Below are 22,257 nucleotides of genomic sequence, written 5' to 3'. Positions count from 1 at the left end.
CATGGATTTCTATCTCGGGCTTGCCCAGATCGTCGGCGTCCACACCTTGCTGGGGCTCTCCGCCTATTGCGTTCTGCTGACCGGCCAGGTCAGCCTCGCGCAGGCAGGGTTCTTCGCCATCGGCGCCTATGTCGCAGCGATGCTGACGGTGCTGGCCGGCTGGCACATCGTCCCCGCGCTTGCTGCCGCTTCGCTGGTCGCCGGCGCAACCGCCTGCGCGGTCGGCTTTCCCGCGCTGCGCGTCAGGGGCTTGATGCTGGTGGTCGCGACGCTGGCGTTCGGCGAGGCGGTGCGGCTGTTCTTCTTCAACTTCGACTACCAGGTTGCGAAGGGCGAAGTGAAGATCGGCCCGGCAGGCGGCGAAGGCTTCCGGCAGATCAGGTTCTTCCCGGAGAACGGCTGGTCGACGCTCGACGTCCTGGTCTTCATCTGGGTATTCGTCGCGCTGGTGATGACGGCGCTGTGGTGGATGGACCGTTCGCGCGCCGGCGCAGTGCTGCGCGCCGTCGGTGAGGACGAAGTCGCGGCCCAGAGCGCCGGGATCAACGTGACGGCGGTCAAGGTGTCGGCGATGACCGTCGGCGGCTTCATTGCCGGCCTTGGCGGCGGAATCTTCGCCCATTACACCGCCCACATCGAGCACGCCCAGTTCGGCGTCGCGCTCGCCACCTTCGCAATCGCCTACCCCATCCTCGGCGGCCTTTCCAGCGTGTTCGGAACCCTGATCGCCGTCGTCTTCGTCCAGGCCTTTCTGATCGAGGGGCTGCGCTTCCTCGGCGACTGGCGCAACCTGCTGTTCGGCGGCCTCATCCTCTTCGCCATGAACGTCAGGCCGCGCGGGCTCATCGATGCGGCCACCATCGCTGCGGTCAAACGCATGCGGATTCGCAACAGGGAGCCGGGCAATGCTCGAACTCAAGGCGCTGAGTAAGCATTTCGGCGGCGTGCGCGCCGTCGACGGTCTCGACCTCCATGTTCGGCAGGGTGAGGTGTTCGGCCTGATCGGTCCGAACGGCTCCGGCAAGTCGACGGTCGTCAATCTCGTCTGCGGGCTGTTCCCGGCCACCGCCGGCCAGGTTCTGCTGCGTGGCGAGGACATTACCGGGCTCGCCTCGCATGTGCGGGTTGCGCGCGGGGTTACCCGCACCTTTCAGAACATCCGGCTGTTCGGCCAACTCAGCGTCTGGCAGAATCTGTGGGTGGCGCAGAACTCGACCGAACACCGGAGCGAAGGAATTCTGCGCCGCTGGCTTGGCGGTCCGGGCCGCGCACGCGAGGAAATCGACCGGATCCTCGAGTTTTCCGACCTGTCCGGCAAGCGCGACGAACTCGCGGGCAATCTCGCATTCGGCGAACAGCGCCGGCTCGAACTCGCGCGCGCCATCGTCGCCAAGCCGGTGCTGCTGCTGCTCGACGAACCGGCCGCCGGAATGAACGCCGAGGAGATCGACCAGCTCGACGCCCGCATCCGCAAGCTGAAGCAGGATGGACTGACGGTGCTGCTGATCGAGCATCACATGGAGCTTGTGATGGCGGTGACGGATCGCATCGCGGTTCTCAATTTCGGACAGAAGATCGCCGAGGGTACGCCGGACGAGGTGCAGACCAACCGGCTGGTCCAGGAAGCCTATCTCGGCGTGGCGGAGGCGGCGTGATGGAGGCGATGCTGGAGATTGCCGAAATCGTCACGGCCTACGGCAAGATCGAAGCGCTCAAGGGCGTCTCGCTCAGCGCAAGCCGGGGCCGCATCACCTGCCTGCTGGGGCCGAACGGGGCGGGCAAGACGACGCTGATGATGACGATTGCCGGCCTCTTGAAGCCGCGCCAGGGCTCGATCAAGCTCGAGGGCAGCGAGCTTGTCGGCCTTTCGCCGGCCCGTATCGTCGGCAACGGCGTCGCGCTTGTCCCGGAGAACCGGCTGGTGTTTCCGCAGATGAGCGTGCGCGAGAACCTGCTGGCGGGCGCCTACCAGCGCAGCGATTCCGTCGAGGTCGCCGCCGACGTCGAGCGGATGTATGCGCGCTTTCCGCGGCTGAAGGAGCGCCGCGAGCAGCTTGCCGGAACGCTGTCCGGCGGCGAGCAGCAGATGCTGGCGGTGGCGCGCGCGCTGATGTCGCGTCCGCGGCTTCTGCTGATGGATGAACCGTCGCTCGGGCTTGCTCCTATCGTGGTCAAGGAAATCTTCGGGATCATCGCCGAACTGAACCGCGAGGGTGTGACGATCTTCCTGGTCGAACAGAACGCCCATCTGGCGCTGCAGGTTGCGCACCATTTCTATCTGATGGAACAGGGTTGCGTCACCTTCTCCGGAAATCCCGGCGAACTGGCGGAGGATGAAGTCATCAAGCGTGCCTATCTCGGCACGCGCCGCTCAGCCGGTTGACCGGATTGGCGCCCATGATCCCCTTCATCCAGACCACGCTCGACGGTCTGATGGTCGGTTCCTCATACGGGCTCCTTGCGCTCGGCTTCGCACTGATCTTCGGCGTCATGCGCCGGCTCAATCTGAGCTATGGGCCCTCGATCATGGTCGGCGCCTATCTCGGCACGCTTCTTTACATCAAGTTCGGCGCACCGACCTACGTTGTGGCGATCGCCGCGGTCGCAGGCTCGGTGATGGCCGGGGTCTATGTCGAGCGGCTTTGCTTCGCGCCGCTCGGCGTCGGTGCGGGCGTCGCCTCGATGGTGTCGAGCTTCGCCATCTGGATGCAGCTCGAACAGGCTAGCCTGCTGATGCTGCCGCGCCACAGCTACCCGTTCCCGTCGCTGACCGGCGGTGAGCTCTGGTCTCTGGGACCGCTGGTGGTGCGTCCCGACTATCTGATCATGCTCGGCGCGATGCTGGCGATCACGGCTTTTCTCCATGTCCTGCTCTATCGCACCCGGTTCGGCCTGGGCTTGCGCGCCATCATCGAAAACAGCGTCGCGGCGAGTCTTTCCGGGATCGACGTCCAGCGCACGTTGTTGAAGGCCTTTGCGCTGGCGTCGGCGATCGGCGGCGTCGCCGGCTTTCTCGTGCTGTCGGCCAACCAGCAGGTCACCGCGATGCTCGGGATGTGGGCGACGTTGAAGGGGCTGATCGCCATGATGATCGGCGGTCTCGGCTCGATCCCCGGGGCGATCGTCGGCGGCCTGGTTCTCGGCGTCGTCGAGGTCCACAGCCAGAGCCTGTTCGGGCCGCAGGTTCGCGATCTGGCCGCCTATGCCGTGCTATTCGTCCTGCTGGTGTTGTGGCCGGGCGGCATCCTCGGCGCCACGGCGATCCTGGGGAGCAAGGGCGAGCGGGGGGATCGATGGACGACCACCTGATCGGCATTCTCTCCAATATCGGCGTGATCTCCTTCGTCGCCTTGTCCGCCTATCTGCTGCTGCTGACCGGGGAAATCTCCTTCGGCCAGCAGGCCTTCTTCGCCATCGGCGCCTACACGGCCGGCGTCGTCACTGCGATGTGGCAGTTGCCGTTCGCAGTCGGGCTCGGCGCGGGTGCTGTGGCAGGTGCCGCCGCCGCCCTGCTGGTCGGGCTGCCGACGCTGAGGCTGCACGGGCTACAATTCGCCATCGCCACGCTGGCGTTCGCGGAGGCCGTGCGGATCCTGTTTGAACTGTTCCGCTACCAGGTGGTGCGGGACGGCGAACCGGTCGGACCGAACGGCATCGAAGGCTTCCGCAACATCCGCTATATCTTCGAGAACGACGTCAGCGCGATCCAGTTCATGCTGATCGTCTATGGATTGCTCGGCGCGACGCTGGTTGGATTTCTCCTGCTCGAACGGTCGCGGCTCGGCACCGCCTTCCGCATGATCGGGGAGGACGACGTGCTCGCCGCGATCAATGGTGTCCCGGTGATCCGCGCAAAGTTGATTGCGGCCTGCCTGGCCGGCGCCATCGCCGGCCTCGGCGGCGGGCTCTATGCGCATCTCACCACCTATGTCGAGCCCGCCATCTTCGACGTGATGCTCGGGGTGCACAGCCTGGCCTATGGCCTGATCGGCGGCCTCGGCACCGCGCTCGGCCCGTTGCTCGGCGTCGTCGTCGACATCGGTTTCCTGGAGTCGACGCGCTGGTTTGCCGGCTATCGCATGATCGTGTTCGGCGGGCTCGTGGCGGTGCTCCTGATCGTACGCCCGCGCGGGCTGCTCGACGAGCGGCTGGTGCACCGGATAAGGCGCATGCTCGGCCGCCGTCCACCGCTGGCGCCCGCGAGCCCCACCGCTCCCGGAAAGGAATAGCCATGATCGCTGCACGGAACCTGGCGCTGTCGCTGCTTGTCATACTGGCCTCCGTCGAGCGCGGACTGGCGGCCGACATCAAAGCCAAGGCAGAGGTAAGCTGCACACCCACCGCAAGACCGCTCGAATACGACTGCGCGATCAAACTGTCGGACTCGCGAAGCGGGGAGGCGCTGACCGGCGTCGAGGTGACGGTCGGGGCCGACATGCCGTCGATGCCGATGGCTCACAACGTCAAACCCGTCAAGGCCGCTCCTGGCGGCGAGCCGGGAGCCTATCGCGCCCGCATCCTACTGGAAATGTACGGCGACTGGGCGGTCAGGGTCGATCTCGCCGGCCAGGTCAGGGACCGCATCGTCAAGTCGATGCGGTTCGAGCCGAAGCGGTGAACCGCTACTCGATGATGGCATCCTCCGGCGGCGACGACTGCCTGCGCAGCGTGGCCTTGGTCGAGCCGATCATGATGGCGAGCGGGATGGAGCAGAGGATGAACAGCGTCACCATCTGGTAGTCGTGGGAGAAGGCGATGATCTGCGCCTGCGCCTTCAGCATTGCGTCGGCCATGGCGCGGCCGGCGTCGGTGGAGAGGTCGATCAGCCGGCGGACATCCGGCATCTGGATGGCGTGATTGAACGGATTGATGTGCTCGTTGAGGATCGCGTAGTTGCGGCGCGAACCTTCGGTGAGCTGCGAGATCACGATCGAGATGCCGATCGAGCTGGCGACATTGCGCATCAGGGTCAGCATCGACGTGCCGTCGGTGCGCAAGTGAGGGGATAGCGTCAGGAACGCCACGGTCGAAAGCGGCACGAAGACGAGGCCGAAGCCGAATCCCTGTGCGATGCTGATAGCCGCGATCTCGTTCGTGCCGGTCTGATCGGTCCATCCGGACATGTGGTAGAGCGTCCAGGCGGTCAGCGACAGCCCGCTGACGATCAGCGTGCGCGCCTCGATATAGCGCATCAGGCGGCCGACCATCATCATGGACAGGAAGGTGCCGAAGCCGCGGGTGGCCAGCAGCAGCCCTGCCGAGATGACGGGATAGCCGATCACGTTCTGCAGGAACGGCGAGGCCAGTGCCATCGTGGAATAGAGCACGAGGCCCATGACAGCCATGAAGATGCAGCCGGTGACGAAGTTGCGGTCCCTGAACAGCGAGAACTGGATGAAGGGCGACGAGGCAGTGAGGGAGTGCGCAAAGAAATAGTAGAAGCCGACCGCCGAGATGATGAACTCGGCGATGATCTCGTTCGACTCCAGCCAGCCGAGCTGCTCGCCGCGGTCGAGCGCGAGCTGCAGCGAGCCGATCGCGACCGCGAGCGCCGCAAAGCCGAACCAGTCGAAGCGCAGCGCCTGGTCCTTTTTGGTCTCGTCCATGAAGATCAAGAGGCCGAGCACGGTGAAGATGCCGAACGGCAAATTGACCAGGAACACCCAGTGCCAGGAATAGGTTTCGGTCAGCCAGGCGCCCAGCGACGGGCCCATGATCGGGCCCATCATCACGCCCATGCCCCAGATCGACATCGCCTTGGCACGTTCCTGCAGCGTGTAGGAATCCAGCATCACTGCCTGCGACAACGGCACCAGCGCGGCGCCGAACACGCCCTGCGCCAGGCGGAACGCCACCATCTGCGTGATGTCCTGCGCGATGCCGCACAGCACCGAGGCGATGGTGAAGCCGGCCGAGCAGATGATGAAGATGCGCTTGCGCCCGAAGCGGTTGGCGACCCAGCCGACCGGGGCCGTCATGATCGCGGCTGCGACGATGTAGGAGGTCAGCACCCAGTTGATCTGGTCCTGCGAGGCCGACAGCGTGCCCTGCATGTAGGGCAGCGCCACATTGGCGATGGTGGTGTCCAGCGCCTGCATGATGGTCGCGGTCATGGCGCAGATCGTCACCATGTTCCGGCGCAGGCCGGGAACCATGCTGGACGGTTGCGCGGTCGCGTTCATGCCGGGATCAGTCCTTGTCGTGATCCGAGTTGGCCGTTGCCGACAGGCCGAACAGGCGGGCGAGCGAGCGCTTGTGCTTTGTGTCGATCGTCGCGTAGACGCTCATGCCTGCCTTGAGCTTCTTCACCATGCGGTCGTTCTTGTCGAGATAGATCCGCACCGGCACGCGCTGCACCACCTTGACGAAATTGCCGGTGGCGTTCTGCGGCGGCAGGATCGCGAATTGCGCGCCGGTGCCCGGCGACAGCGAGCCGACGGTGCCCTTGAACACGTGGTTGGGGAACGCATCCACCTCCAGCGTGACGCTTTGTCCGACCGCGACATAAGTGAAGTCGCTTTCCTTCGGATTGGCGTCGACCCAGGGATTGCCGACGTCCATCACCGAAAACACCGGCGTGCCCGCGGTGACGAAGCGGCCGAGCTGGATCTGCTCGACCTGCGTCGCCGTGCCGTTGATCGGGGCGCGGACCGTGGTGAGATCGAGATTGCGTTGCGCGTCGTCGAGCGCGGCCTTTGCCTGCAGGAAAGCGGGGAATTCCTCCAGCGGCAAGTCGGGATTGCCGAGCAGTTGCGTCAGTGCGTTGGAGCGCTGCTGCCGCACCAGCTGCCGTTGCGCCTGCGCCGTGACCAGATCGGTCGAGGATTTGTCGAGATCGAGCTGCGAGCCGACATTGCTCTTGACCAGCGAGGACTTGCGCTCGACGTCGCGCTGCTTGATCTCGATGCCGGCGGCAACGATTTCCAGTGTCTGCGAGTAGAGCTTGACGTTGGCGACCAGGTTGGCGTGATTGGTCCTGGCGTCCTCGAGCTTGGCGCGCGCCTGCGCCAGCGCCAGCTGATAGGGCACGGGATCGATCTGGAACAGGGCGTCGCCGGGCGAGACGATCTGGCCTTCCTTCACCGCGATGCTGACGATCTTGCCGGAGACGTCGGGCGTGATCAGAACCTTCTGTGCACCGACATAGGCGTCGTCGGTCGTCACGTAACGGCCGCCGTTGAGATACAGCGTGAAGCCGGCCATCGCGGCCACCAGCGGCACCACCACCAGCAGCAGGAAGCGCCGGTAGCGGCGCAGGCCCGCCATCAGGCGGCGGCGCGGTTCGGCGGCGAGCTTCGTGCGTCCGGGCGAGGGTGGATTGCCCTTCTGCTCCGGCGGGAATTTGAGAACGGGATCAGCCATAACGCTGCTCCTTTCCGGAGGCGTCGGCGGACGGATTCTGGATCGCGTTGCGGACGTTCTCCTTGATGGCCTCCAGCTGCGCCAGCATGCGGTGGGCGTCGGCGGGATTGATGCCTTCGAGCGCGGTCGCGGTCAGTTCCGAGCGCAGGCCGGCGAGCTTGCCGAGCAGCGGGCGCGCGGCCTTCTTCAGATAGAGGCGGTTGACGCGGCGGTCCTTCTCGTCACCGCGGCGCTCGATCCAGCCATTGTCGCAGAGCTTGTCGATCAATCGCGTCAGCGTGATCGGCTGCATCTCCATCTGCTCGGCGAGTTCCGACTGCTTCATGCCCTCGTTGCGCTCGATCTTGGCCAGTACGGCCCATTGCGCGCGGGTGATGCCGTAGCGCGCGGCTTCACGGTCGGCCCAGGCGCGCACCATGCGCTGCACCTCGCTGAGCGTGAACAGGAAGTTCATATCCACGGAACCGCGCATCCTGGCCCTCGCCTTGTCTCGGTAAGCTTGTGATATAATAAGCTAGCTTATGAATTCCGCATGGCGTGTTAACCGGGGCCTGCCCTGCGGGGCGGGCATGGCTGAAGCGCCGCAACCGCACGGGCTTTGGCATTGCCGGCCAAAATGCTACAAATCGGGGCAATGACACTGGCAAAACCGGCTTTTCCCGCGCCCGATCACGATCACGGCCGCTGCACTGCGGAAGCGATCGCGCATGCGGAAGCGGTTTGTGCGAAGCGCTCGCAGAAATTCACCCCGATCCGCCGTCAGGTGCTGCAGGCGCTGCTGTCGAGCCACAAGCCGCTCGGCGCCTACGAGGTGATCGACGAACTCGCCAGGTCGATGCCGCGCCCGGCGCCGATCACGGTCTATCGCGCGCTCGACTTCCTGATGGAGAACGGCCTCGTGCACCGTATCGAGAGCCGCAACGCCTGGCTTGCCTGCGCGCACGACCATGACGAGACCGCGATGGTGGCGTTCCTGATCTGCGACCTCTGCGGCTCCGTCGGCGAGATCCCGGCCGCGCCGGTGGCGAGGAGCGTCAGCGCGGCGGCGCGCGCCTCGGGCTTTGCGCCGAAAATGAGCGTGGTCGAGATCGCCGGCACCTGTGCGCACTGCCAGAAGTAACAAGACCGGCGCTGCAGGCCGGCCCTAGGGGAACAATGTCTTCGACACCGCAATCACCTTCCGCCGGGCGGCCGCTCAGCCCGGGCGCCATCGCCTTGATGCTGATGCTGTGCCTGAGCTGGGGTTTCAACCAGATCGCGGTGAAGCTGGTGCTGCCGGACGTGCCGCCGATGCTGCAGGCGCTGTCCCGCTCCGCCGGCGCGCTGCCGGTGCTCCTGATCATCGGTTGGTTTCGCGGCGTCAAATTTTTCGACCGCGATGGCACGCTGTGGGCGGGCGTCTCCGCCGGCATCATTTTCGGCATCGAATTCGTGCTGATCTATCAGGGCCTGCTGCTCACCTCGGCCTCGCGCGCCGTGGTGTTCCTCTACACCGCGCCGTTCTTCGTCGCGCTCGGCTCCTACGTCTTCCTCGGCGAGCGCTTGCGCGCGGCGCAATGGGCGGGACTGGGTCTGAGCTTTGCCGGCGTCGCGCTCGCCATCGGCGTGCCGCAGGCCAATGTCGATGCAAAGGTCCTGTTGGGCGACATGCTGATCGTGGGCGGCGGCGCGCTGTGGGCGGCAACGACGCTGATCGTCAAGGCGACGCCGCTGATCCGCGCTCCCGCGGAGAAGGGGCTAGGCTACCAGGTCGCGCTGTCGATCCCGATCTTCATTCTGGCCGCCTGGTTCGGCGACGAGAAGCTCACGCACATGCCGAGCGCGCTGTCGCTGTCGCTGCTGGCCTATCAGGCGTTCTGGGTGGTCGGCCTGACGTTCCTGTTGTGGTTTGCGCTGGTAAAGGCCTATTCGGCGAGCAAGCTCTCGGCCTTCACCTTCATCACGCCGCTGTTCGGTGTGGTCGCGAGCTATTTCATCATGCACGACACGCTGACGCTCGCCTTCGGCGCGGCGGCGCTCCTGGTCATCGCCGGGCTCTATCTCGTCAATCGGCCGGAATCCGCGCGGGCGGAAGTGGCGCCTGATCCGAACGTGTAGCCCCTCGCAGTCCGTAGGATGGGTAGAGCGCAGCGAAACCCATCAATCTTCGGTAAAGGCGATGGGTTTCGCTGCGCTCTACCCATCCGACGCGATCCCTCAATCCGTCTCGATCGGCAGCGATTCATCCTTCGCCCATTCGCCCATCGAGCCGTCGTACAGCGTGATGTCGTCATAGCCGAGGCGATATAGCTGGAACAAATCGATGGTGGCGGAGATGCCGCCGCCGCAATAGGCGACCACGCGCTTGTCCTTCGTCACGCCTTGTGCGGCGAATTTCGGCGCGACCTCGTCTGGCGGCAGGAAGGTCTTGGCCTGAGCATCGATCAGCGTCGCCGCCGGCACGTTGACGCTACCGGGGATGCGGCCGGGCCTGCCGTAGCGGCTGGGCTCCAGCCCCTTGTGGAATTGCGGCCCCAACGCATTGACGACCACGGTCGAGCGGTTGGTGCTCGCCTTCTGCGTCTCGCGCCTGTCGATGAACAAGCCGGGCTTCGGCTTAGCGGCGAATGTCGCGGGCGGATAACCTTTCGCAGGGCCCGTCTCGATCGCGCGGCCCTCGGCCTTCCATTTGTCGAGCCCGCCATCGAGCACAAGTGCGTCGAAGCCGAGCGATTGCAGCATCCACCAGAACCGTGTCGCCCACATCGCCGTGCCGATGGAATAGAGCACCAGGCGGCTGTCATTGCCGACCCCGTGACGCCCGAACGCCGCTTCCAACTGCGCAATGCCGGGCATCATGAATCTCAGCTCGGTGGTTTGATCCGAAAACTCGCCCTGCAGGTCGAGGAAGTCTGCGCCCGGGATGTGGCCTTCCGCGAAGGTGCGCTTGCCCGGCACGACGAGATAGGGGACGCCGCTTCCTTCCGGCTGATAGTCGAGATAGGTCGTGCAGTCGTACACGCGCAAGTCAGTTTGGCCGAGGAGGCCAGCGAGTTCCTGGGTCGAGATCAGCCCGCCGCGCTCCGCCATGTTTCGCTCCCCTGACATGATTGGCTGCGATGCTAGGGTGTTAGCCCTGTCGATGGAAAGACAGCGCGGCCCTTTAATCTCTGTTTCCGAGCCCCGATATACGGCTCACGATCGCCATGACAGACGCCGAATCGGTGCCGTAAGTCACTGAATCAATGCCGGAAACCGCCTTTCTGATGGTGGCCGGTTCCGCGCGTCGCGCAGAGGCCGTCCGCTGAACCGCCCCCTTGGTGAAGATGACCAAAACCTGATATTCGAGACCGCATGAACAAGCCCGAAACCATGAACCCTTCCGACGTCGCCGGCCCCCGGCCGCGGCACCAGACCACGCAAGTGATGGTCGGCAATGTCGCCGTTGGCGGCGGTGCGCCGATCGTCGTGCAGTCGATGACCAATACCGACACCGCCGATGTCGAGGGCACCATCGCGCAAGTGGCCGCGCTGTCGCGCGCGGGCTCCGAGATGGTCCGCATCACGGTTGACCGCGAGGAGGCCGCCGCCGCCGTGCCGCATATCCGCGACGGCCTGCGCAAGCGCGGCATCACCACGCCCCTGATCGGCGATTTCCATTACATCGGCCACAAGCTGCTCGCCGAATATCCGGCCTGCGCCGAGGCGCTCGACAAGTACCGCATCAATCCCGGCAATGTCGGCTTCAAGAACAAGCGCGACACGCAGTTCGCCGACATCATCGAGATCGCCAACAAGAACAACAAGCCGGTGCGCATCGGCGCCAATTGGGGCTCGCTCGACCAGGAGCTGCTGACGAAGCTGATGGACGAGAACACAGCCTCGCCCACTCCGCGCGATGCCCGCGCGGTGACGCGCGAGGCCATGGTGCAGTCGGCGCTGCTCTCGGCGGCCCGGGCGCAAGAGCTCGGCATGCCGAAGAACAGGATGATCCTGTCGGCCAAGGTTTCGGCCGTGCAGGATCTGATCGCGGTCTACCAGGATCTGGCGCGCCGTTCCGACTACGCCATCCATCTCGGGCTCACCGAGGCCGGCATGGGCTCGAAGGGCATCGTCGCGTCCTCGGCGGCGCTCGGCATCCTGCTGCAGGACGGCATCGGCGATACCATCCGCATTTCGCTGACGCCGGAGCCCGGCGGCGATCGCACCCTCGAGGTTCAGGTCGCGCAGGAATTGCTGCAGACCATGGGCTTTCGCACCTTCGTGCCGCTGGTGGCGGCCTGCCCCGGCTGCGGCCGCACCACCTCGACCACATTCCAGGAGCTGGCGCGCTCGATCCAGGATTTCATCCGCGAGGAGATGCCGGGCTGGAAGACGAAATATCCCGGCGTCGAGCAGCTCAACGTCGCTGTCATGGGCTGCATCGTCAACGGCCCCGGCGAATCCAAGCACGCCAATATCGGCATCTCGCTGCCCGGCACCGGCGAAGCCCCGGCAGCCCCCGTGTTCGTCGACGGCAAGAAATTCCGCACCCTGCGCGGCACGACGATTGCCGCCGACTTCAAGGCGCTGGTGATCGACTACATCGACCAGCGCTACGGCGAAGGCAGGAAGCTGCCGGAGACCACGGCGGCGGAGTAGCTCCCCGGAATCGTTGAATCGTAGGGCGGATTAGCGCAAGCGTAATCCGCCTTATTTTTTGCGTGCGCGAAGCGGCGGGTTACGCTTCCGCTAACCCGCCCTACATTGCTACCATGCTGCCCAATCAAGAACGATCGGGAGGACCGCCCATGAGCTCGCTGTCCGGCAAACAGGGCCCGCGCTACCGCCATCTCGTCGGAGAATCCGAGCCCTATGAGACCATCGCGGTCGAGAAGCTCACGCCGATCATCGGCGCCGAAATCACCGGCGTTGACATCGCTAAGCTCGTCTCGGACGAGGCGCGCTCCAATCGCCAGATGGACGAGATCCATCGCGCGCTCGCCGAAAACCTCGTGATCTTCTTCCGCGACCAGCACATCACGCCGGCCCAGCATCTCGCCTTCGGCCGCAAGTTCGGCGAGCTGCATGTGCATCCGGCCGCGCCCAACGAGGGCGATCCGGCCTTGATGAGGATCTATGCCGACAAGGATTCACCGCGCGCCAATGGCGAGGGCTGGCACTCGGACGTCTCGTGCGATCTCGAGCCGCCGATGGGCTCGATCCTCTACATCAAGCAGTGCCCGCCGCGCGGCGGCGACACGCTGTTCGCCAACATGTATGCCGCCTATGAGGCGCTGTCGGATCGCATGAAGGTCTATCTCGATGGCCTGACCGCGTTGCATGACGGCGAGCAGACTTATCGCGGGCTCTACGCCAATTATGGTGTCGCCGACAAGCAGACCTATCCTCGCGCCGAGCATCCGGTGATCCGCACCCATCCGGTGACGGGCAGGAAGGCGCTCTACGTCAACCGCGGCTTCACCCGCTTCATCGTTGGAATTCCGCGCGACGAGAGCGATGCGATGCTGGCCTATCTCTACCAGCACACGGAGAACCCGCTGTTCCAGTGCCGCTTCCGCTGGACCGAGAACGCCATCGCCTTCTGGGACAACCGCTGCGCGCAGCACCGCGCGATGTGGGATTACTGGCCGCATACGCGCTCGGGCACGCGCGTCACGGTGAAGGGCGAAAGGCCGGTTTAGCGGGACCGGAATTCGGTCTGCCCATACCCCAAGAAAAAAGCCCCGGACGATGCCGGGGCTTTTGTTTGTCGAGGAGTGAGCGATCAGTACTTGGCGACGACCGGGCCGCCGAAGGTGTAGTTCACGCGAACCGTCCCGATGTCGACGTCCTGACGGATGCGGTGGGTGAACGCAAGGCCGGTTCCAAACGGCGGGATCAGGTTGGTGTTGACGTCCCTGGTGCCCATGAACAGGTGATCGTATTCGAGCGCAACCGACCAGCGCGGCGCGAAGCTGAATTCGATGCCGACACCCGCCACACCGCCCCAACGGGTCTCCGAGCCGGTCGCGAAGGTTTGACCCACGGCGGCCAGCACACCGTTGACGAAGACATTGGGCTGGTTGACCGATTGGGAGTACTTGTCGCTCACAACGGCCGCGCCGCCCTTTGCATACAGGAGCACGTTGTTGAAGGCGTAGCCGATCTGCCCCGTGAAGAGGCCGAACGCATCGATCCGGGTGGTGTTGTCGACGACATTGGCGATGGCCGGATTGACGTTGCTGCCCCTGAAGTTGGCCCAGTTGCCCTGCGCTTCCAGGCCGAACACCCAGTTGGTGGCCTGCCAGCGATAGCCGATCTGACCGCCGGCGGTGCCGCCGGTTGCGTCATGACAACCTTCCGGAAGCGCCGGATTCACCGGTCCGTTAGCGCCACCGATGAGGTCCCAGCACTTGTGAGCCGAACCGCCACCGCCGTTGAGGCCAATATAGAAGCCGCCCCAGTTGTAGACGGGTGCGACAACCGGCGCCGGCGCCTTGGCGTAGGGACGGGCGGCGAGGTCAGCGGCGGAGGCCGCGCCAGTTGACAGGCCCGAGGCAGCGACGAGCAGGATGATCTTTTTCACGACAGTTCTCTCGCGGGGAGCCACGGGGCGCGGTTCCAATGCCGGGAGTTTATCGCGGGGCGGCGGGCGCGTCTGTCGCGCGTCGGCAACAGTCCGCTGGTCAATGGAAGCGGGCCCTGGTGGATTCGACCCAAAAGAAAAGCCCCGAACGATGCCGGGGCTTTTGATTGCGGGAGAGAGCCTCCCTCAGTACTTGGCGACGACGGGGCCGCCGAAACGGTAGTTCAGGCGAATGGTGCCGACGTCGACGTCCTGGCGGATGTTGTGGAAGCTGGCCGGGCCGGCCGCGACCGGCGGGATCAGGTTGAGGCCGACGTTCTTGGTGCCCATGAACAAATGGTCGTATTCAGCCGCGACCGACCAGTTCGGCGCGAAGCCAAACTCGATGCCGACGCCGGCCACGCCACCCCAGCGGGTTTCAGTCCCCTCGCTGAAAACGACGCCTACCGGCACAACCACGCCGCCGCCGAGGTTGTTGTACTTGTCGTTGACGACCGCCGCGCCGCCCTTGGCATAGAACAGCACGTTGTTGACGGCATAGCCAACCTGGCCGGTGAAAAGACCGAAGGCCTCGACCCGCGATTGGTCGGTGAACCGGAAAGCCAGGTTTTGCGGAGCCTGGTTCAGGTTGCTGCCCTTGAAATTGGCCCAGTTGCCCTGTGCTTCGACGCCGAATACCCAGGTGCTCGCCTGCCAGCGGTAGCCGACCTGTCCGCCAGCCGTGGCCCCAGTGGCGTCGTGGCAGCCTTCGTCGATCGCGGGATTGACCGGCACGCCGGCATTGTTGGTCAAATCCCAGCACTTGCGCGCCGAACCGCCGCCGCCGTTGATGCCGACATAGAAACCGGTCCAGTTGTACACGGCCACCGGCGCGACCGGCGCCTTGGTGTAGGGACGGGCGGCGAGGTCTGCCGCCGAGGCGGCGCCGGCAAACAGGATCGAGGTAGCGGCAAGCAGGACAATTTTTTTCACGGGGCTCTCTAGGTTGGCAATCGGATTTCAATAGACGCGGCGCGACCTTAGAGCCCCGCTCGGGCCGAGTCTGTCACTAAAGGGCAACAGTTCTGACCATTCCGGGGAACCCGAACCTGTCGCAGATCGATCCCAAAAGAAAAAGCCCCGGACGATGCCGGGGCTTTTGTTTGTCGGAGAGAGGGCGCCGATCAGTACTTGGCGACGATCGGGCCGCCGAAGCGGTAGTTGATGCGGGCGGTGACCATGTCGATGTCCTGACGGATCGTCTCGCCGCGGGAGAATGCACCGACGGGCGCGATCGCATTGTAGAAGGAGACATCGCGGCTGCCCATGAACAGATGATCGTATTCGAGCGCCAGCGACCAGTTCGGGGTGAAGCCGAACTCGATGCCAGTGCCGACCACGGCGCCCCAGCGGGTTTCGCTTGCACGATCAAACACGATGCCGGTGCCGGTGATGACTCCCTCGTACTTGTCGCGCGCGACGGCGGCGCCGCCCTTCACATACCAGAGCACGTTGTTCCAGCTGTAGCCGACCTGACCGGTGAACAGGCCGAACGCATCGACCTTGGTGCGGTTGGTGGCGCCGAGGAAGAACAGGCTGCTGTTGGAACCGGTGAAGTCGGCCCAGTTGCCCTGCGCTTCGAGGCCGAACACCCAGTTGCTGGCCTGCCAGCGGTAGCCGACCTGACCGCCGACGGTGGCGCCGGACGCAGTGTGGCAGCCTTCACGGAAGGCCGGGGCGACGACGGCGCCGAGGTTGTTGTAGATGTCCCAGCACTTGTCGGCCCAGCCGCCGCCGCCGTTGACGCCGATGTAGAAGCCGCCCCAGTTGTAGACGGAGGCCATCGCCACAGGAGCCTTGGTGTACGGACGGGCCGCGAGGTCGGCGGCCGAAGCAGCGCCGGTGAGCAGCAGGGTCACAGCGGCAGTCGCGAAAGCAATTTTCTTCATTTTGTATTCCAGGTCCTCTTTGATTGAACGCGAGTCGATTTCGAACTTGGCGCTTACATACAGATGGCCCACCCGAATGTCCGTCACCCATCGGCAACAGTCGTCGGCGATCGAAGCTGGAAAGATATTGCCGTGCTGCGAACCGGCCTTGGAAGGGCCGCTGATCCGGCTTGGAAGTAGCAGAATTATACATTTAGATTCAAATACTAAGCAGCTCCTCTTTGCGACCTGCGATGCGATCGAAAAAAGGCGCGATTGCCACAATTGTGGCATGCGTTGACGCTCCGGCGACCGTGAGTCTAGCTTTACGCCGAGTTAAAAAATTCGGGGGTCCGCCCATGCTCCGCGCAGAAGATAACCGGTTCTTAACCGAGAGCGATTCGGGCACGGCAATGGGCGAACTGTTGCGGCGATTCTGGCTGCCGGTTCTGCTCTGCGAAGAGCTGCCCGAGCCCGACGGCGAGCCGAAGAAGATCACGGTGCTCGGCGAAGAACTGCTGGCGTTCCGCGATTCGCGCGGGCAGGTCGGCGTCATCGACCAGTATTGCCCGCACCGCGGCGCCAATCTCTGGCTCGGCCGCAACGAGGAATGCGGCATCCGCTGCGTCTATCACGGCTGGAAATTCGACACCGACGGGCACTGTGTCGACATGCCGACCTCCTATCCCGATCTCAACGCCAAGGATCACATCCGCATCAAGTCCTATCCGGTGCGCGAATGGGGCGACATGATCTGGGCCTATATGGGCCCGGCCGGCGAGTTGCCGGAATTGCCGGCGCTGGAAATGGCGCTGCTGCCGGCCTCGCACCGCTACGTCTCCAAGAAATGGCAGGACTGCAACTGGGTGCAGGCGCTGGAAGGCTCGATCGACACCGCGCATTTCACCTTCGCCCATCTCGCCTTCGAGAAGGAAGAGAACGAGATCCTCGACATCAGGAAGCATTTCGTGAATCCGCTGGTGCGGGTGGCGACCGACCACATGCGCTGGATCGCCGAGGACCCGCGCCCGGTGATCAAGATCAACCCGCATGAGGCGGGACTGACCATCGCCGGCGGCCGCCTCACCGGGTCGGACAACATCTACTGGCGCATTGCGCAGTTCCTGATGCCGGTCCACGCCTATGCGCCATCGGCGATGCCCGGCGAGAATATCTTCGGCCAGAGCTTCGTGCCGGTCACCGACACCAATTGCTGGATCTACACCTACGCCTGGAATCCGGAGCGGCCGATCACGCAGGCCGAACGCGAAGCCTATGACCGCGGCAACGGCGTGATCGCGGAGGTCGACGACAACTACGTGCCGCTGCGCCACAAGGGCAATGACTATCTGATCGATCGCAAGCTGCAGAAGACCAGGAGCTACACCGGCATCAAGGGCGTCTCCGAGCAGGACGCCGCCGTGCAGGACAGCCAGGGCCCGATCGCCGACCGCACCCGCGAGCATCTCGGCCCCACCGATCTCGGCATCATGCATTTCCGGAAACTGGTGATGGAGGCGGCCCGCGCGCTGCAGCAGGGCGAGGAGCCCGAACAGCTCGAGCACCAGGACCGCTACACCGTGCGCTCCGGCGCCTGCGTCACCAGCAAGACCAAGGACCTGACTGCGGTTATGATCGAGCGATTCGGCGATCCCGCGGGCTTTGTCGGCCCGCCCCGGATCGCGGCGGCGGAGTAGGCATTGGCGCAGGGCGGGCGCGATAATTCTTCCAGAGGTGCATGGCCGTGCAGCCGCGCCGTCATCGCCCTGGTGCTTGCATCTGCGCTGCTGCCGACCGGCGGCGCTCGCGCCGCGCCTCCGAGCGAAACCACAGCGGCCGCGCCGGCGGCGGCATCGGCCGATTCGAAGTGCGACCGCGCCAAGTTCCGCATCATCCTCGACGTCGGTCACACCGCCGAATCCTACGGCGCAATGAGCGCGCGCGGCGTCCCCGAGTTCGAATTCAATCTCAATCTCGGCAAGCGGATCGACGAGCGGCTGAAGGCGGACGGGTTCGCCGAAACCGTCCTGCTGGTGACGGAGGGCAAGGCGCGGCCGAGCCTGATGAAGCGCGTCGCAAGGGCCAACAAGAAGGGCGCCGATCTCTTTCTCTCGATCCACCACGATTCCGTGCCCGGCATCTATGCCGAGAAGTGGGAGTTCGAAGGCAAGAAGAGCATATTCAACGATTTGTTCGGCGGTTATTCGGTGTTCGTCTCCAGGCAGAACCCGCATTACCAGGAGAGCCTGCGTTTTGCCCGCCTGGTCGGCAACCAGATGGCGTCGAAGGAGCTGCAGTTCGCCCGGCAATACGATCAATGGTTCATGGGCAAATTCCAGCGGGAACTGCTCGATATCGAGGCGGGCGTCTATCGCTACGACCAGCTCATCGTGCTCAAGATGACGAGCATGCCGGCCGTGCTGCTGGAAAGCGGTTCCATCATCAACCGCGAGGAAGAACTGGTGATGGCCTCCGACGACCACAAGAACAAGGTCGCCGCGGCCGTGTCGGCGGCGGCGCTGGAATATTGCGGGACCCGCGGCCCGGCATCGCCGCAGGTGGCGCAGCCTCCGCCCAAGAGTTCGAAGCCGGCGCAGCGCGTGGCACAGCCGCGCGTCGTGCAGCCGAAGAAGCCTGCTGCGGCGCGCGCGGCACAGAAGCGCTGACGGCTGCCTACAAGGATATCCTCCGGAATTCGCGGTTGGCGAGGCTCGCCTCCTCGAGGTCGAGGTCGCGCTCGATCCGCCGCCGGGTCTCGTCGGTGATGCTGCCGTTGCGCAGCAGGGTGTGGATGCACTTGCGCTCGATTCCGATCAGCTCGCGCGTCAGGTTGGCGCCGATGGTCGTCACGGCGCGGCTGTCGGGGTCGAGCGAGGCCGGCAGCTGGCTGGTGCGGGTTTCGTGCCGTGCGCGCAGCAGCCTGAGCACCTCCTCGGACATTTCCGGATCGCTGCTCCGCGCTTCAAGCGATTCCAGCGCCTTCGCCAGCGCATCGCGCCGCGCGGCGATCTCGGCCTCGTGCTCGGCGGCATGTTCGCTGCGCCCGTCGCCGGCGACCCCGAGCCAGCGCACCAGGGGCGGCAGGCCGAGGCCGGTGCCGACCAGCGTGACCAGGATCAGGCTGAAGGTGACGAACAGGATGAGGTCGCGGTTCGGAAAGGGATCGCCGTTGGCGAGCGCGTAGGGAAGCGCCAGCGCAGCCGCCAGCGACACCGCGCCGCGCACGCCGGTGAACGCGATCACGAACACGGTGCGCCAGGACGGGTAGGGGTCGCGCTCGCGCAGCCGCCGGCTCAGGAGGCGCGGCAGATAGGTTGCGGGATAGACCCAGGCAAAGCGCGCGACGATCACGATGACGATCACGAGGCCGGTCGCAAACAGGATGTCGTGCAGCGGGAACGCCCTCGATTTCTCCAGGACCATGCGCATCTGGAAGCCGGTGAGCAGGAACAGGAGGCCCTCGATCATGAAGATCACGAGATCCCAGAAGAAGATGCCCTGCAGCCGCGTCGCCGCCGAGATCAGCAACGGACCGTTCCAGCTGACATAGAGACCGCAGGCGACGGTGGCGATCACGCCGCTTCCGCCGAGATGCTCGGGGATCCAGTAGGCGATGTAGGGCGTGATCAGCGACAGCACGATCTCGACCTGCGGATCGCGCGCGTAGTGGCGCGCCCGCAAGGAGACCCATCCGACCGCGACGCCGAAGACGATTTCGCTCGCCACGATGGCGAAGAACGTGCCGGTCGCCTGCGGCAGCGAGAACAGCCCGGTCGAGATCGCCGCCACCGCGAATCGGTAGAGGATCAGTGCGGTGGCATCATTGGCGAGCCCTTCGCCCTCCAGCACGACGAGAATGCGCCGCGGCAGCCCCAGCTTGCGTGCAATCGCCAGCGGCGCCACCACGTCGGGCGGCGCGACGATGGCGCCGAGCAGAAAGCCTACGGCCCATGGCAACCCGATCAGGTAATGTGTGGCGGCGGCGACCATGAAGGCGGTGAAGATCACGCAACCGACCGACAGCAGCACGATGACGCGCAGGTTGAAGCGGAACTCGCGCCAGCTCATGGCAACCGCCGCCGAATAGATCAGCGGCGGCAACACCAGCAGCAGCACCAGTTCCGGCGGCAGCTCGACCTGCGGCATGCCCGGCACGAAGGCGAGTGCGATGCCGGCCAGCAGCAGCAGGATCGCAGGCGCGGCATTGATCCGCCGCGCCAGCAGCGCGGTGCCCGCGAGCACGGCCAGCAGGATCAGGAAAATCTGGAATCTGGCTTCGATCATTGTTCCAGTTCGCCCGGAAGTCACGGTGCGGTCAATGCACCCGGCGGCTCACGGCAAGCCCGGCCGGCGGTTTCAGACCCCGCCTGACATTTTTGTGACCGTTCGCTCCCGGCGGCCGACAAACCGGTTCCGGCCGGCCTGCGTATCAGCGGAGGTAGAGAGAGCGGGAGCATCACCATGAAGCGGATCGGCGAGCATGCGGTTGTGATCGGGGCGAGCATGGCGGGCCTGCTGGCCGCGCGGGCGCTTGCCGATTTCTATGGCACCGTCACGGTGCTGGAGCGCGACGCCTTTACGGTCTCCGACATTCCGCGCAAGGGCGTGCCGCAGGGGCGTCACGCCCACGGCCTGCTGGCGCGCGGCCGCAGCGTGATCGAGCAATTCTTTCCCGGCTGGACCGACGAGGTGGTCGCCGCCGGCGGCGCGCGCGGCGACATCGCCGGAGACGTCAGCTGGATCGGGCACGGCGTCACCATCAAGAGCGCGCCAAGCGATCTGGTCGGGCTGTTGGCGTCGCGGCCGGTACTGGAGGGCCATGTGCGGCGCAGGCTGCTGCAGCTTCCGAACGTGCGGGCGATCGAGAACTGCACGGTGCAGGGGCTCGTTGCCGGCGACGACAATGCCGCGATCAGGGGCGTGCGCGTCAAGATCGGCAGCAGCGAAGAGATCATCGATGCCGACCTCGTGGTCGATGCGTCCGGGCGCGGCTCCTCAAGCCCGGCCTGGCTGGAGAGCCTCGGTTATGCGAGGCCCGAAGAAGAGAGGATCGAGATCGGCATCGTCTACACCACGCGCGTCTATCGCCGCCGCCCCACCGACCTGAACGGCAAGTACGCGGTGGTGGTTGCCGGCAGCGGCCCGAACTGGCGCAACGGCGTGGTGCTGTACCAGACCGAGGACCGCTGGATCGTCTCGATCGGCGGATTCTTCGGCGATCACGCCGCCGATGACGAGTTGCTGTTCGCAGCCTATGCCGGCTCGCTGCCGACCTCGGAAATCTACGACATCGTGGCGCATGCCGAGCCGTTGTCCGATTTCGTCAGTTACCGCTATCCCGCCAATCTGCGGCGGCGTTACGAGAAGCTGAAGGACTTCCCGAAAGGCTATCTCGTGCTCGGCGACGCCGTGTGCAGCTTCAATCCGGTCTACGGCCAGGGCATGACGGTGGCGGCGCAGGAAGCGGCACTTCTGCAGCAATGTCTCGAAGCAGGCGATGCCGACCTGGCGCGGCGCTTTTTCGTGGCGGCAAAGGATGCGATCGACGTTCCCTGGGACATCGCCGTCGGCAACGATTTGCGGCACCCGAAAGTCGTGGGCCCGCGTTCGCCGAAAGTACGCTTCATCAACTGGTACATCGGCAAGCTGCACATGGCCGCGCGCAACGATGCTGAACTTGCGACCGCCTTCCTGCGCGTCGCCAATCTCGAGGCGCCGCCGACGCTGCTGCTCAGTCCCGCCAACCTGCTCCGGGTGATCCGCGGCAATCTTTCGCGCGCCAAGCCGTCGCACGGTGCGGATCGCGCGGGGCGGGTTAGCGACTTGTCCGCCGAAGCTCGGCGGGCGAAGGCGGAAGCCTGATCCGCCGCAGCTTCCGGACATGGAACGCCGTAGCCAATCGGGTTAGGGTTGCGGTGTTATTGCCTGCGGAGGCTTTTTGCGATGGCGGTCGATACCGATCGAATCGATGATGCGGTTTTGGCATTGCTCTATCTCACATTGCACGATCGGGATCGGGCCTGGAAAGGCTTCGATTGGGATGCCCTGGGCCGATTGCACGAAAGAGGGATGATCGAAGATCCGCTGAACAGTTCGAAATCGGTCGTGTTCACGCCCGATGGACTGCAGCGTTCAAGGGAGTTGTTCGAGTCGATGTTTGCCGGGCCCGCGACGGCAGCGCCGGTCTCGGCAACCGTTGCCACGGAGCAAGCCGCCAAATATCCAGGTGTCCGGGTTGAACTCGCAGACCTCGGCGGTGAGATGTATCCGATCCTGCGCCGCGTCAGCTATGCCTTGAGCGATGCCGACATCGACGACGCCGAGATCGAACGCTACAAGAGCGAAGTGAAGGCAAGCGACGATCCGGTCGGCGTCAGCCGCCGTTGGGTTACCGTCGCGTAGGGCGGATTAGCGTAATCCGCCAACTTATCGTCGTTTGAT

Annotated in this window: 21 protein-coding genes and 1 pseudogene; 14 read left to right on the top strand and 8 right to left on the bottom strand. The window is 64.9% G+C overall.

The annotated features are described in order from the left end of the window. Position 1 precedes the first annotated feature (1 nt). From HZB49_RS14930 to HZB49_RS14905, 6 genes are read left to right on the top strand one after another with little or no spacing between them, the layout of a single operon-like run. Complete coding sequence (locus HZB49_RS14930; RefSeq protein ID WP_291612626.1) at positions 2–931, top strand: branched-chain amino acid ABC transporter permease; 930 nt, start codon at positions 2–4, stop codon at positions 929–931. Continuing rightward, positions 906–1,655, top strand: a complete 750-nt coding sequence (locus tag HZB49_RS14925) for an ABC transporter ATP-binding protein (protein WP_291612624.1) — start codon at positions 906–908, stop codon at positions 1,653–1,655. The genes HZB49_RS14930 and HZB49_RS14925 overlap by 26 nt, the downstream gene beginning before the upstream one ends. After that, a complete protein-coding gene (locus HZB49_RS14920) occupies positions 1,655–2,383 on the top strand; it encodes an ABC transporter ATP-binding protein (protein WP_291612622.1) in 729 nt (242 codons plus the stop codon). Before HZB49_RS14925 ends, HZB49_RS14920 begins: the two co-directional genes overlap by 1 nt. 14 nt (positions 2,384–2,397) lie before the next feature. Beyond that, positions 2,398–3,309, top strand: a complete 912-nt coding sequence (locus HZB49_RS14915) for a branched-chain amino acid ABC transporter permease (protein WP_291612621.1) — start codon at positions 2,398–2,400, stop codon at positions 3,307–3,309. Next, positions 3,294–4,229: a branched-chain amino acid ABC transporter permease gene (locus tag HZB49_RS14910; protein ID WP_291612619.1), complete on the top strand. Its 936-nt coding sequence runs from the start codon at positions 3,294–3,296 to the stop codon at positions 4,227–4,229. Before HZB49_RS14915 ends, HZB49_RS14910 begins: the two co-directional genes overlap by 16 nt. 2 nt (positions 4,230–4,231) lie before the next feature. Further along, positions 4,232–4,618, top strand: coding sequence for a FixH family protein (locus HZB49_RS14905; protein ID WP_291612617.1), 387 nt, complete (start codon positions 4,232–4,234; stop codon positions 4,616–4,618). A gap of 4 nt (positions 4,619–4,622) precedes the next feature. Here HZB49_RS14905 and HZB49_RS14900 read toward each other — a convergent pair whose 3' ends face one another. The 3 genes from HZB49_RS14900 to HZB49_RS14890 are packed head-to-tail and all read right to left on the bottom strand — an operon-like array spanning position 4,623 to position 7,834. Then, positions 4,623–6,182, bottom strand: a complete 1,560-nt coding sequence (locus tag HZB49_RS14900) for a DHA2 family efflux MFS transporter permease subunit (RefSeq protein WP_291612616.1) — start codon at positions 6,180–6,182, stop codon at positions 4,623–4,625. A gap of 7 nt (positions 6,183–6,189) precedes the next feature. Further along, entirely contained in the window at positions 6,190–7,362 is a 1,173-nt protein-coding gene (locus tag HZB49_RS14895) for an HlyD family secretion protein (protein ID WP_291612614.1), read from the bottom strand. Further along, positions 7,355–7,834 carry a MarR family transcriptional regulator gene (locus HZB49_RS14890; protein WP_291612612.1) on the bottom strand — a complete coding sequence of 160 codons (480 nt, stop codon included), beginning with the start codon at positions 7,832–7,834 and terminating at the stop codon, positions 7,355–7,357. The genes HZB49_RS14895 and HZB49_RS14890 overlap by 8 nt, the downstream gene beginning before the upstream one ends. Before the next feature lie 162 nt (positions 7,835–7,996). Between HZB49_RS14890 and HZB49_RS14885 the strand changes: the two genes are divergently transcribed. Together HZB49_RS14885 and HZB49_RS14880 are read left to right on the top strand one after the other, a co-directional pair. Further along, on the top strand, positions 7,997–8,482 hold the full coding sequence (locus HZB49_RS14885; protein ID WP_291612610.1) for a transcriptional repressor: 486 nt from the start codon (positions 7,997–7,999) through the stop codon (positions 8,480–8,482). Between the two features lie 35 nt (positions 8,483–8,517). Beyond that, positions 8,518–9,459, top strand: a complete 942-nt coding sequence (locus tag HZB49_RS14880) for a DMT family transporter (RefSeq protein WP_291612608.1) — start codon at positions 8,518–8,520, stop codon at positions 9,457–9,459. Between the two features lie 99 nt (positions 9,460–9,558). Here HZB49_RS14880 and HZB49_RS14875 read toward each other — a convergent pair whose 3' ends face one another. Further along, on the bottom strand, positions 9,559–10,431 hold the full coding sequence (locus HZB49_RS14875; RefSeq protein ID WP_291612606.1) for a sulfurtransferase: 873 nt from the start codon (positions 10,429–10,431) through the stop codon (positions 9,559–9,561). A gap of 264 nt (positions 10,432–10,695) precedes the next feature. On the opposite strand from HZB49_RS14875, the gene ispG reads away from it, so the two are divergent. Both ispG and HZB49_RS14865 read left to right on the top strand, forming a co-directional pair. Next, the gene (ispG, locus tag HZB49_RS14870; RefSeq protein ID WP_291612604.1) at positions 10,696–11,982 is read left to right on the top strand and encodes a flavodoxin-dependent (E)-4-hydroxy-3-methylbut-2-enyl-diphosphate synthase; all 1,287 of its coding nucleotides are present in this window, start codon (positions 10,696–10,698) and stop codon (positions 11,980–11,982) included. A 149-nt stretch (positions 11,983–12,131) separates the two neighbouring features. Beyond that, a complete protein-coding gene (locus HZB49_RS14865; protein ID WP_291612602.1) occupies positions 12,132–13,025 on the top strand; it encodes a TauD/TfdA family dioxygenase in 894 nt (297 codons plus the stop codon). 83 nt (positions 13,026–13,108) lie between these two features. On the opposite strand, the gene HZB49_RS14860 is transcribed toward HZB49_RS14865, so the two are convergent. The 3 genes from HZB49_RS14860 to HZB49_RS14850 all read right to left on the bottom strand — a co-directional run bounded on the left by HZB49_RS14860 (position 13,109) and on the right by HZB49_RS14850 (position 15,837). Then, positions 13,109–13,909: an outer membrane beta-barrel protein gene (locus HZB49_RS14860; RefSeq protein WP_291612600.1), complete on the bottom strand. Its 801-nt coding sequence runs from the start codon at positions 13,907–13,909 to the stop codon at positions 13,109–13,111. Positions 13,910–14,095: 186 nt separating this feature from the next. Next, complete coding sequence (locus HZB49_RS14855) at positions 14,096–14,881, bottom strand: outer membrane beta-barrel protein (protein WP_291612598.1); 786 nt, start codon at positions 14,879–14,881, stop codon at positions 14,096–14,098. 191 nt (positions 14,882–15,072) lie between these two features. After that, positions 15,073–15,837 (bottom strand): outer membrane beta-barrel protein, encoded by a 765-nt coding sequence (locus HZB49_RS14850; protein ID WP_291612596.1) that lies wholly within the window; start codon positions 15,835–15,837, stop codon positions 15,073–15,075. Positions 15,838–16,229: 392 nt separating this feature from the next. Between HZB49_RS14850 and HZB49_RS14845 the strand changes: the two genes are divergently transcribed. Together HZB49_RS14845 and HZB49_RS14840 are read left to right on the top strand one after the other, a co-directional pair. Further along, positions 16,230–17,513, top strand: coding sequence for a Rieske 2Fe-2S domain-containing protein (locus HZB49_RS14845; RefSeq protein ID WP_291612594.1), 1,284 nt, complete (start codon positions 16,230–16,232; stop codon positions 17,511–17,513). A gap of 3 nt (positions 17,514–17,516) precedes the next feature. After that, complete coding sequence (locus HZB49_RS14840) at positions 17,517–18,482, top strand: N-acetylmuramoyl-L-alanine amidase (RefSeq protein WP_291612592.1); 966 nt, start codon at positions 17,517–17,519, stop codon at positions 18,480–18,482. A 7-nt stretch (positions 18,483–18,489) separates the two neighbouring features. On the opposite strand, the gene HZB49_RS14835 is transcribed toward HZB49_RS14840, so the two are convergent. Then, positions 18,490–20,100, bottom strand: a complete 1,611-nt coding sequence (locus HZB49_RS14835) for a Na+/H+ antiporter (protein ID WP_291612590.1) — start codon at positions 20,098–20,100, stop codon at positions 18,490–18,492. Between the two features lie 177 nt (positions 20,101–20,277). Between HZB49_RS14835 and HZB49_RS14830 the strand changes: the two genes are divergently transcribed. Together HZB49_RS14830 and HZB49_RS14825 are read left to right on the top strand one after the other, a co-directional pair. Then, positions 20,278–21,678, top strand: a complete 1,401-nt coding sequence (locus HZB49_RS14830) for an FAD-binding monooxygenase (RefSeq protein WP_291612588.1) — start codon at positions 20,278–20,280, stop codon at positions 21,676–21,678. Between the two features lie 81 nt (positions 21,679–21,759). Then, positions 21,760–21,975: pseudogene (locus HZB49_RS14825) on the top strand (DUF6429 family protein); the annotation flags it as partial. Positions 21,976–22,257: the final 282 nt, after the last annotated feature.

The organism is Bradyrhizobium sp., from assembly GCF_016219575.1.
Classification (GTDB): Bacteria; Pseudomonadota; Alphaproteobacteria; order Rhizobiales; family Xanthobacteraceae; genus Bradyrhizobium.
The sequence above is the reverse complement of the archived record's forward strand: the minus strand, read 5'-3'. Positions and strand labels throughout refer to the sequence as shown.

Bases quoted from the DNA above. Each gene is read 5' to 3' on its own strand.
- HZB49_RS14930 (WP_291612626.1), top strand. From the start codon at position 2: ATGGATTTCTATCTCGGGCTTGCCCAGATCGTCGGCGTCCACACCTTG.
- HZB49_RS14925 (WP_291612624.1), top strand. From the start codon at position 906: ATGCTCGAACTCAAGGCGCTGAGTAAGCATTTCGGCGGCGTGCGCGCC.
- HZB49_RS14920 (WP_291612622.1), top strand. From the start codon at position 1,655: ATGGAGGCGATGCTGGAGATTGCCGAAATCGTCACGGCCTACGGCAAG.
- HZB49_RS14915 (WP_291612621.1), top strand. From the start codon at position 2,398: ATGATCCCCTTCATCCAGACCACGCTCGACGGTCTGATGGTCGGTTCC.
- HZB49_RS14910 (WP_291612619.1), top strand. From the start codon at position 3,294: ATGGACGACCACCTGATCGGCATTCTCTCCAATATCGGCGTGATCTCC.
- HZB49_RS14905 (WP_291612617.1), top strand. From the start codon at position 4,232: ATGATCGCTGCACGGAACCTGGCGCTGTCGCTGCTTGTCATACTGGCC.
- HZB49_RS14900 (WP_291612616.1), bottom strand. From the start codon at position 6,182: ATGAACGCGACCGCGCAACCGTCCAGCATGGTTCCCGGCCTGCGCCGG.
- HZB49_RS14895 (WP_291612614.1), bottom strand. From the start codon at position 7,362: ATGGCTGATCCCGTTCTCAAATTCCCGCCGGAGCAGAAGGGCAATCCA.
- HZB49_RS14890 (WP_291612612.1), bottom strand. From the start codon at position 7,834: ATGCGCGGTTCCGTGGATATGAACTTCCTGTTCACGCTCAGCGAGGTG.
- HZB49_RS14885 (WP_291612610.1), top strand. From the start codon at position 7,997: ATGACACTGGCAAAACCGGCTTTTCCCGCGCCCGATCACGATCACGGC.
- HZB49_RS14880 (WP_291612608.1), top strand. From the start codon at position 8,518: ATGTCTTCGACACCGCAATCACCTTCCGCCGGGCGGCCGCTCAGCCCG.
- HZB49_RS14875 (WP_291612606.1), bottom strand. From the start codon at position 10,431: ATGGCGGAGCGCGGCGGGCTGATCTCGACCCAGGAACTCGCTGGCCTC.
- ispG (WP_291612604.1), top strand. From the start codon at position 10,696: ATGAACAAGCCCGAAACCATGAACCCTTCCGACGTCGCCGGCCCCCGG.
- HZB49_RS14865 (WP_291612602.1), top strand. From the start codon at position 12,132: ATGAGCTCGCTGTCCGGCAAACAGGGCCCGCGCTACCGCCATCTCGTC.
- HZB49_RS14850 (WP_291612596.1), bottom strand. From the start codon at position 15,837: ATGAAGAAAATTGCTTTCGCGACTGCCGCTGTGACCCTGCTGCTCACC.
- HZB49_RS14845 (WP_291612594.1), top strand. From the start codon at position 16,230: ATGGGCGAACTGTTGCGGCGATTCTGGCTGCCGGTTCTGCTCTGCGAA.
- HZB49_RS14835 (WP_291612590.1), bottom strand. From the start codon at position 20,100: ATGATCGAAGCCAGATTCCAGATTTTCCTGATCCTGCTGGCCGTGCTC.
- HZB49_RS14830 (WP_291612588.1), top strand. From the start codon at position 20,278: ATGAAGCGGATCGGCGAGCATGCGGTTGTGATCGGGGCGAGCATGGCG.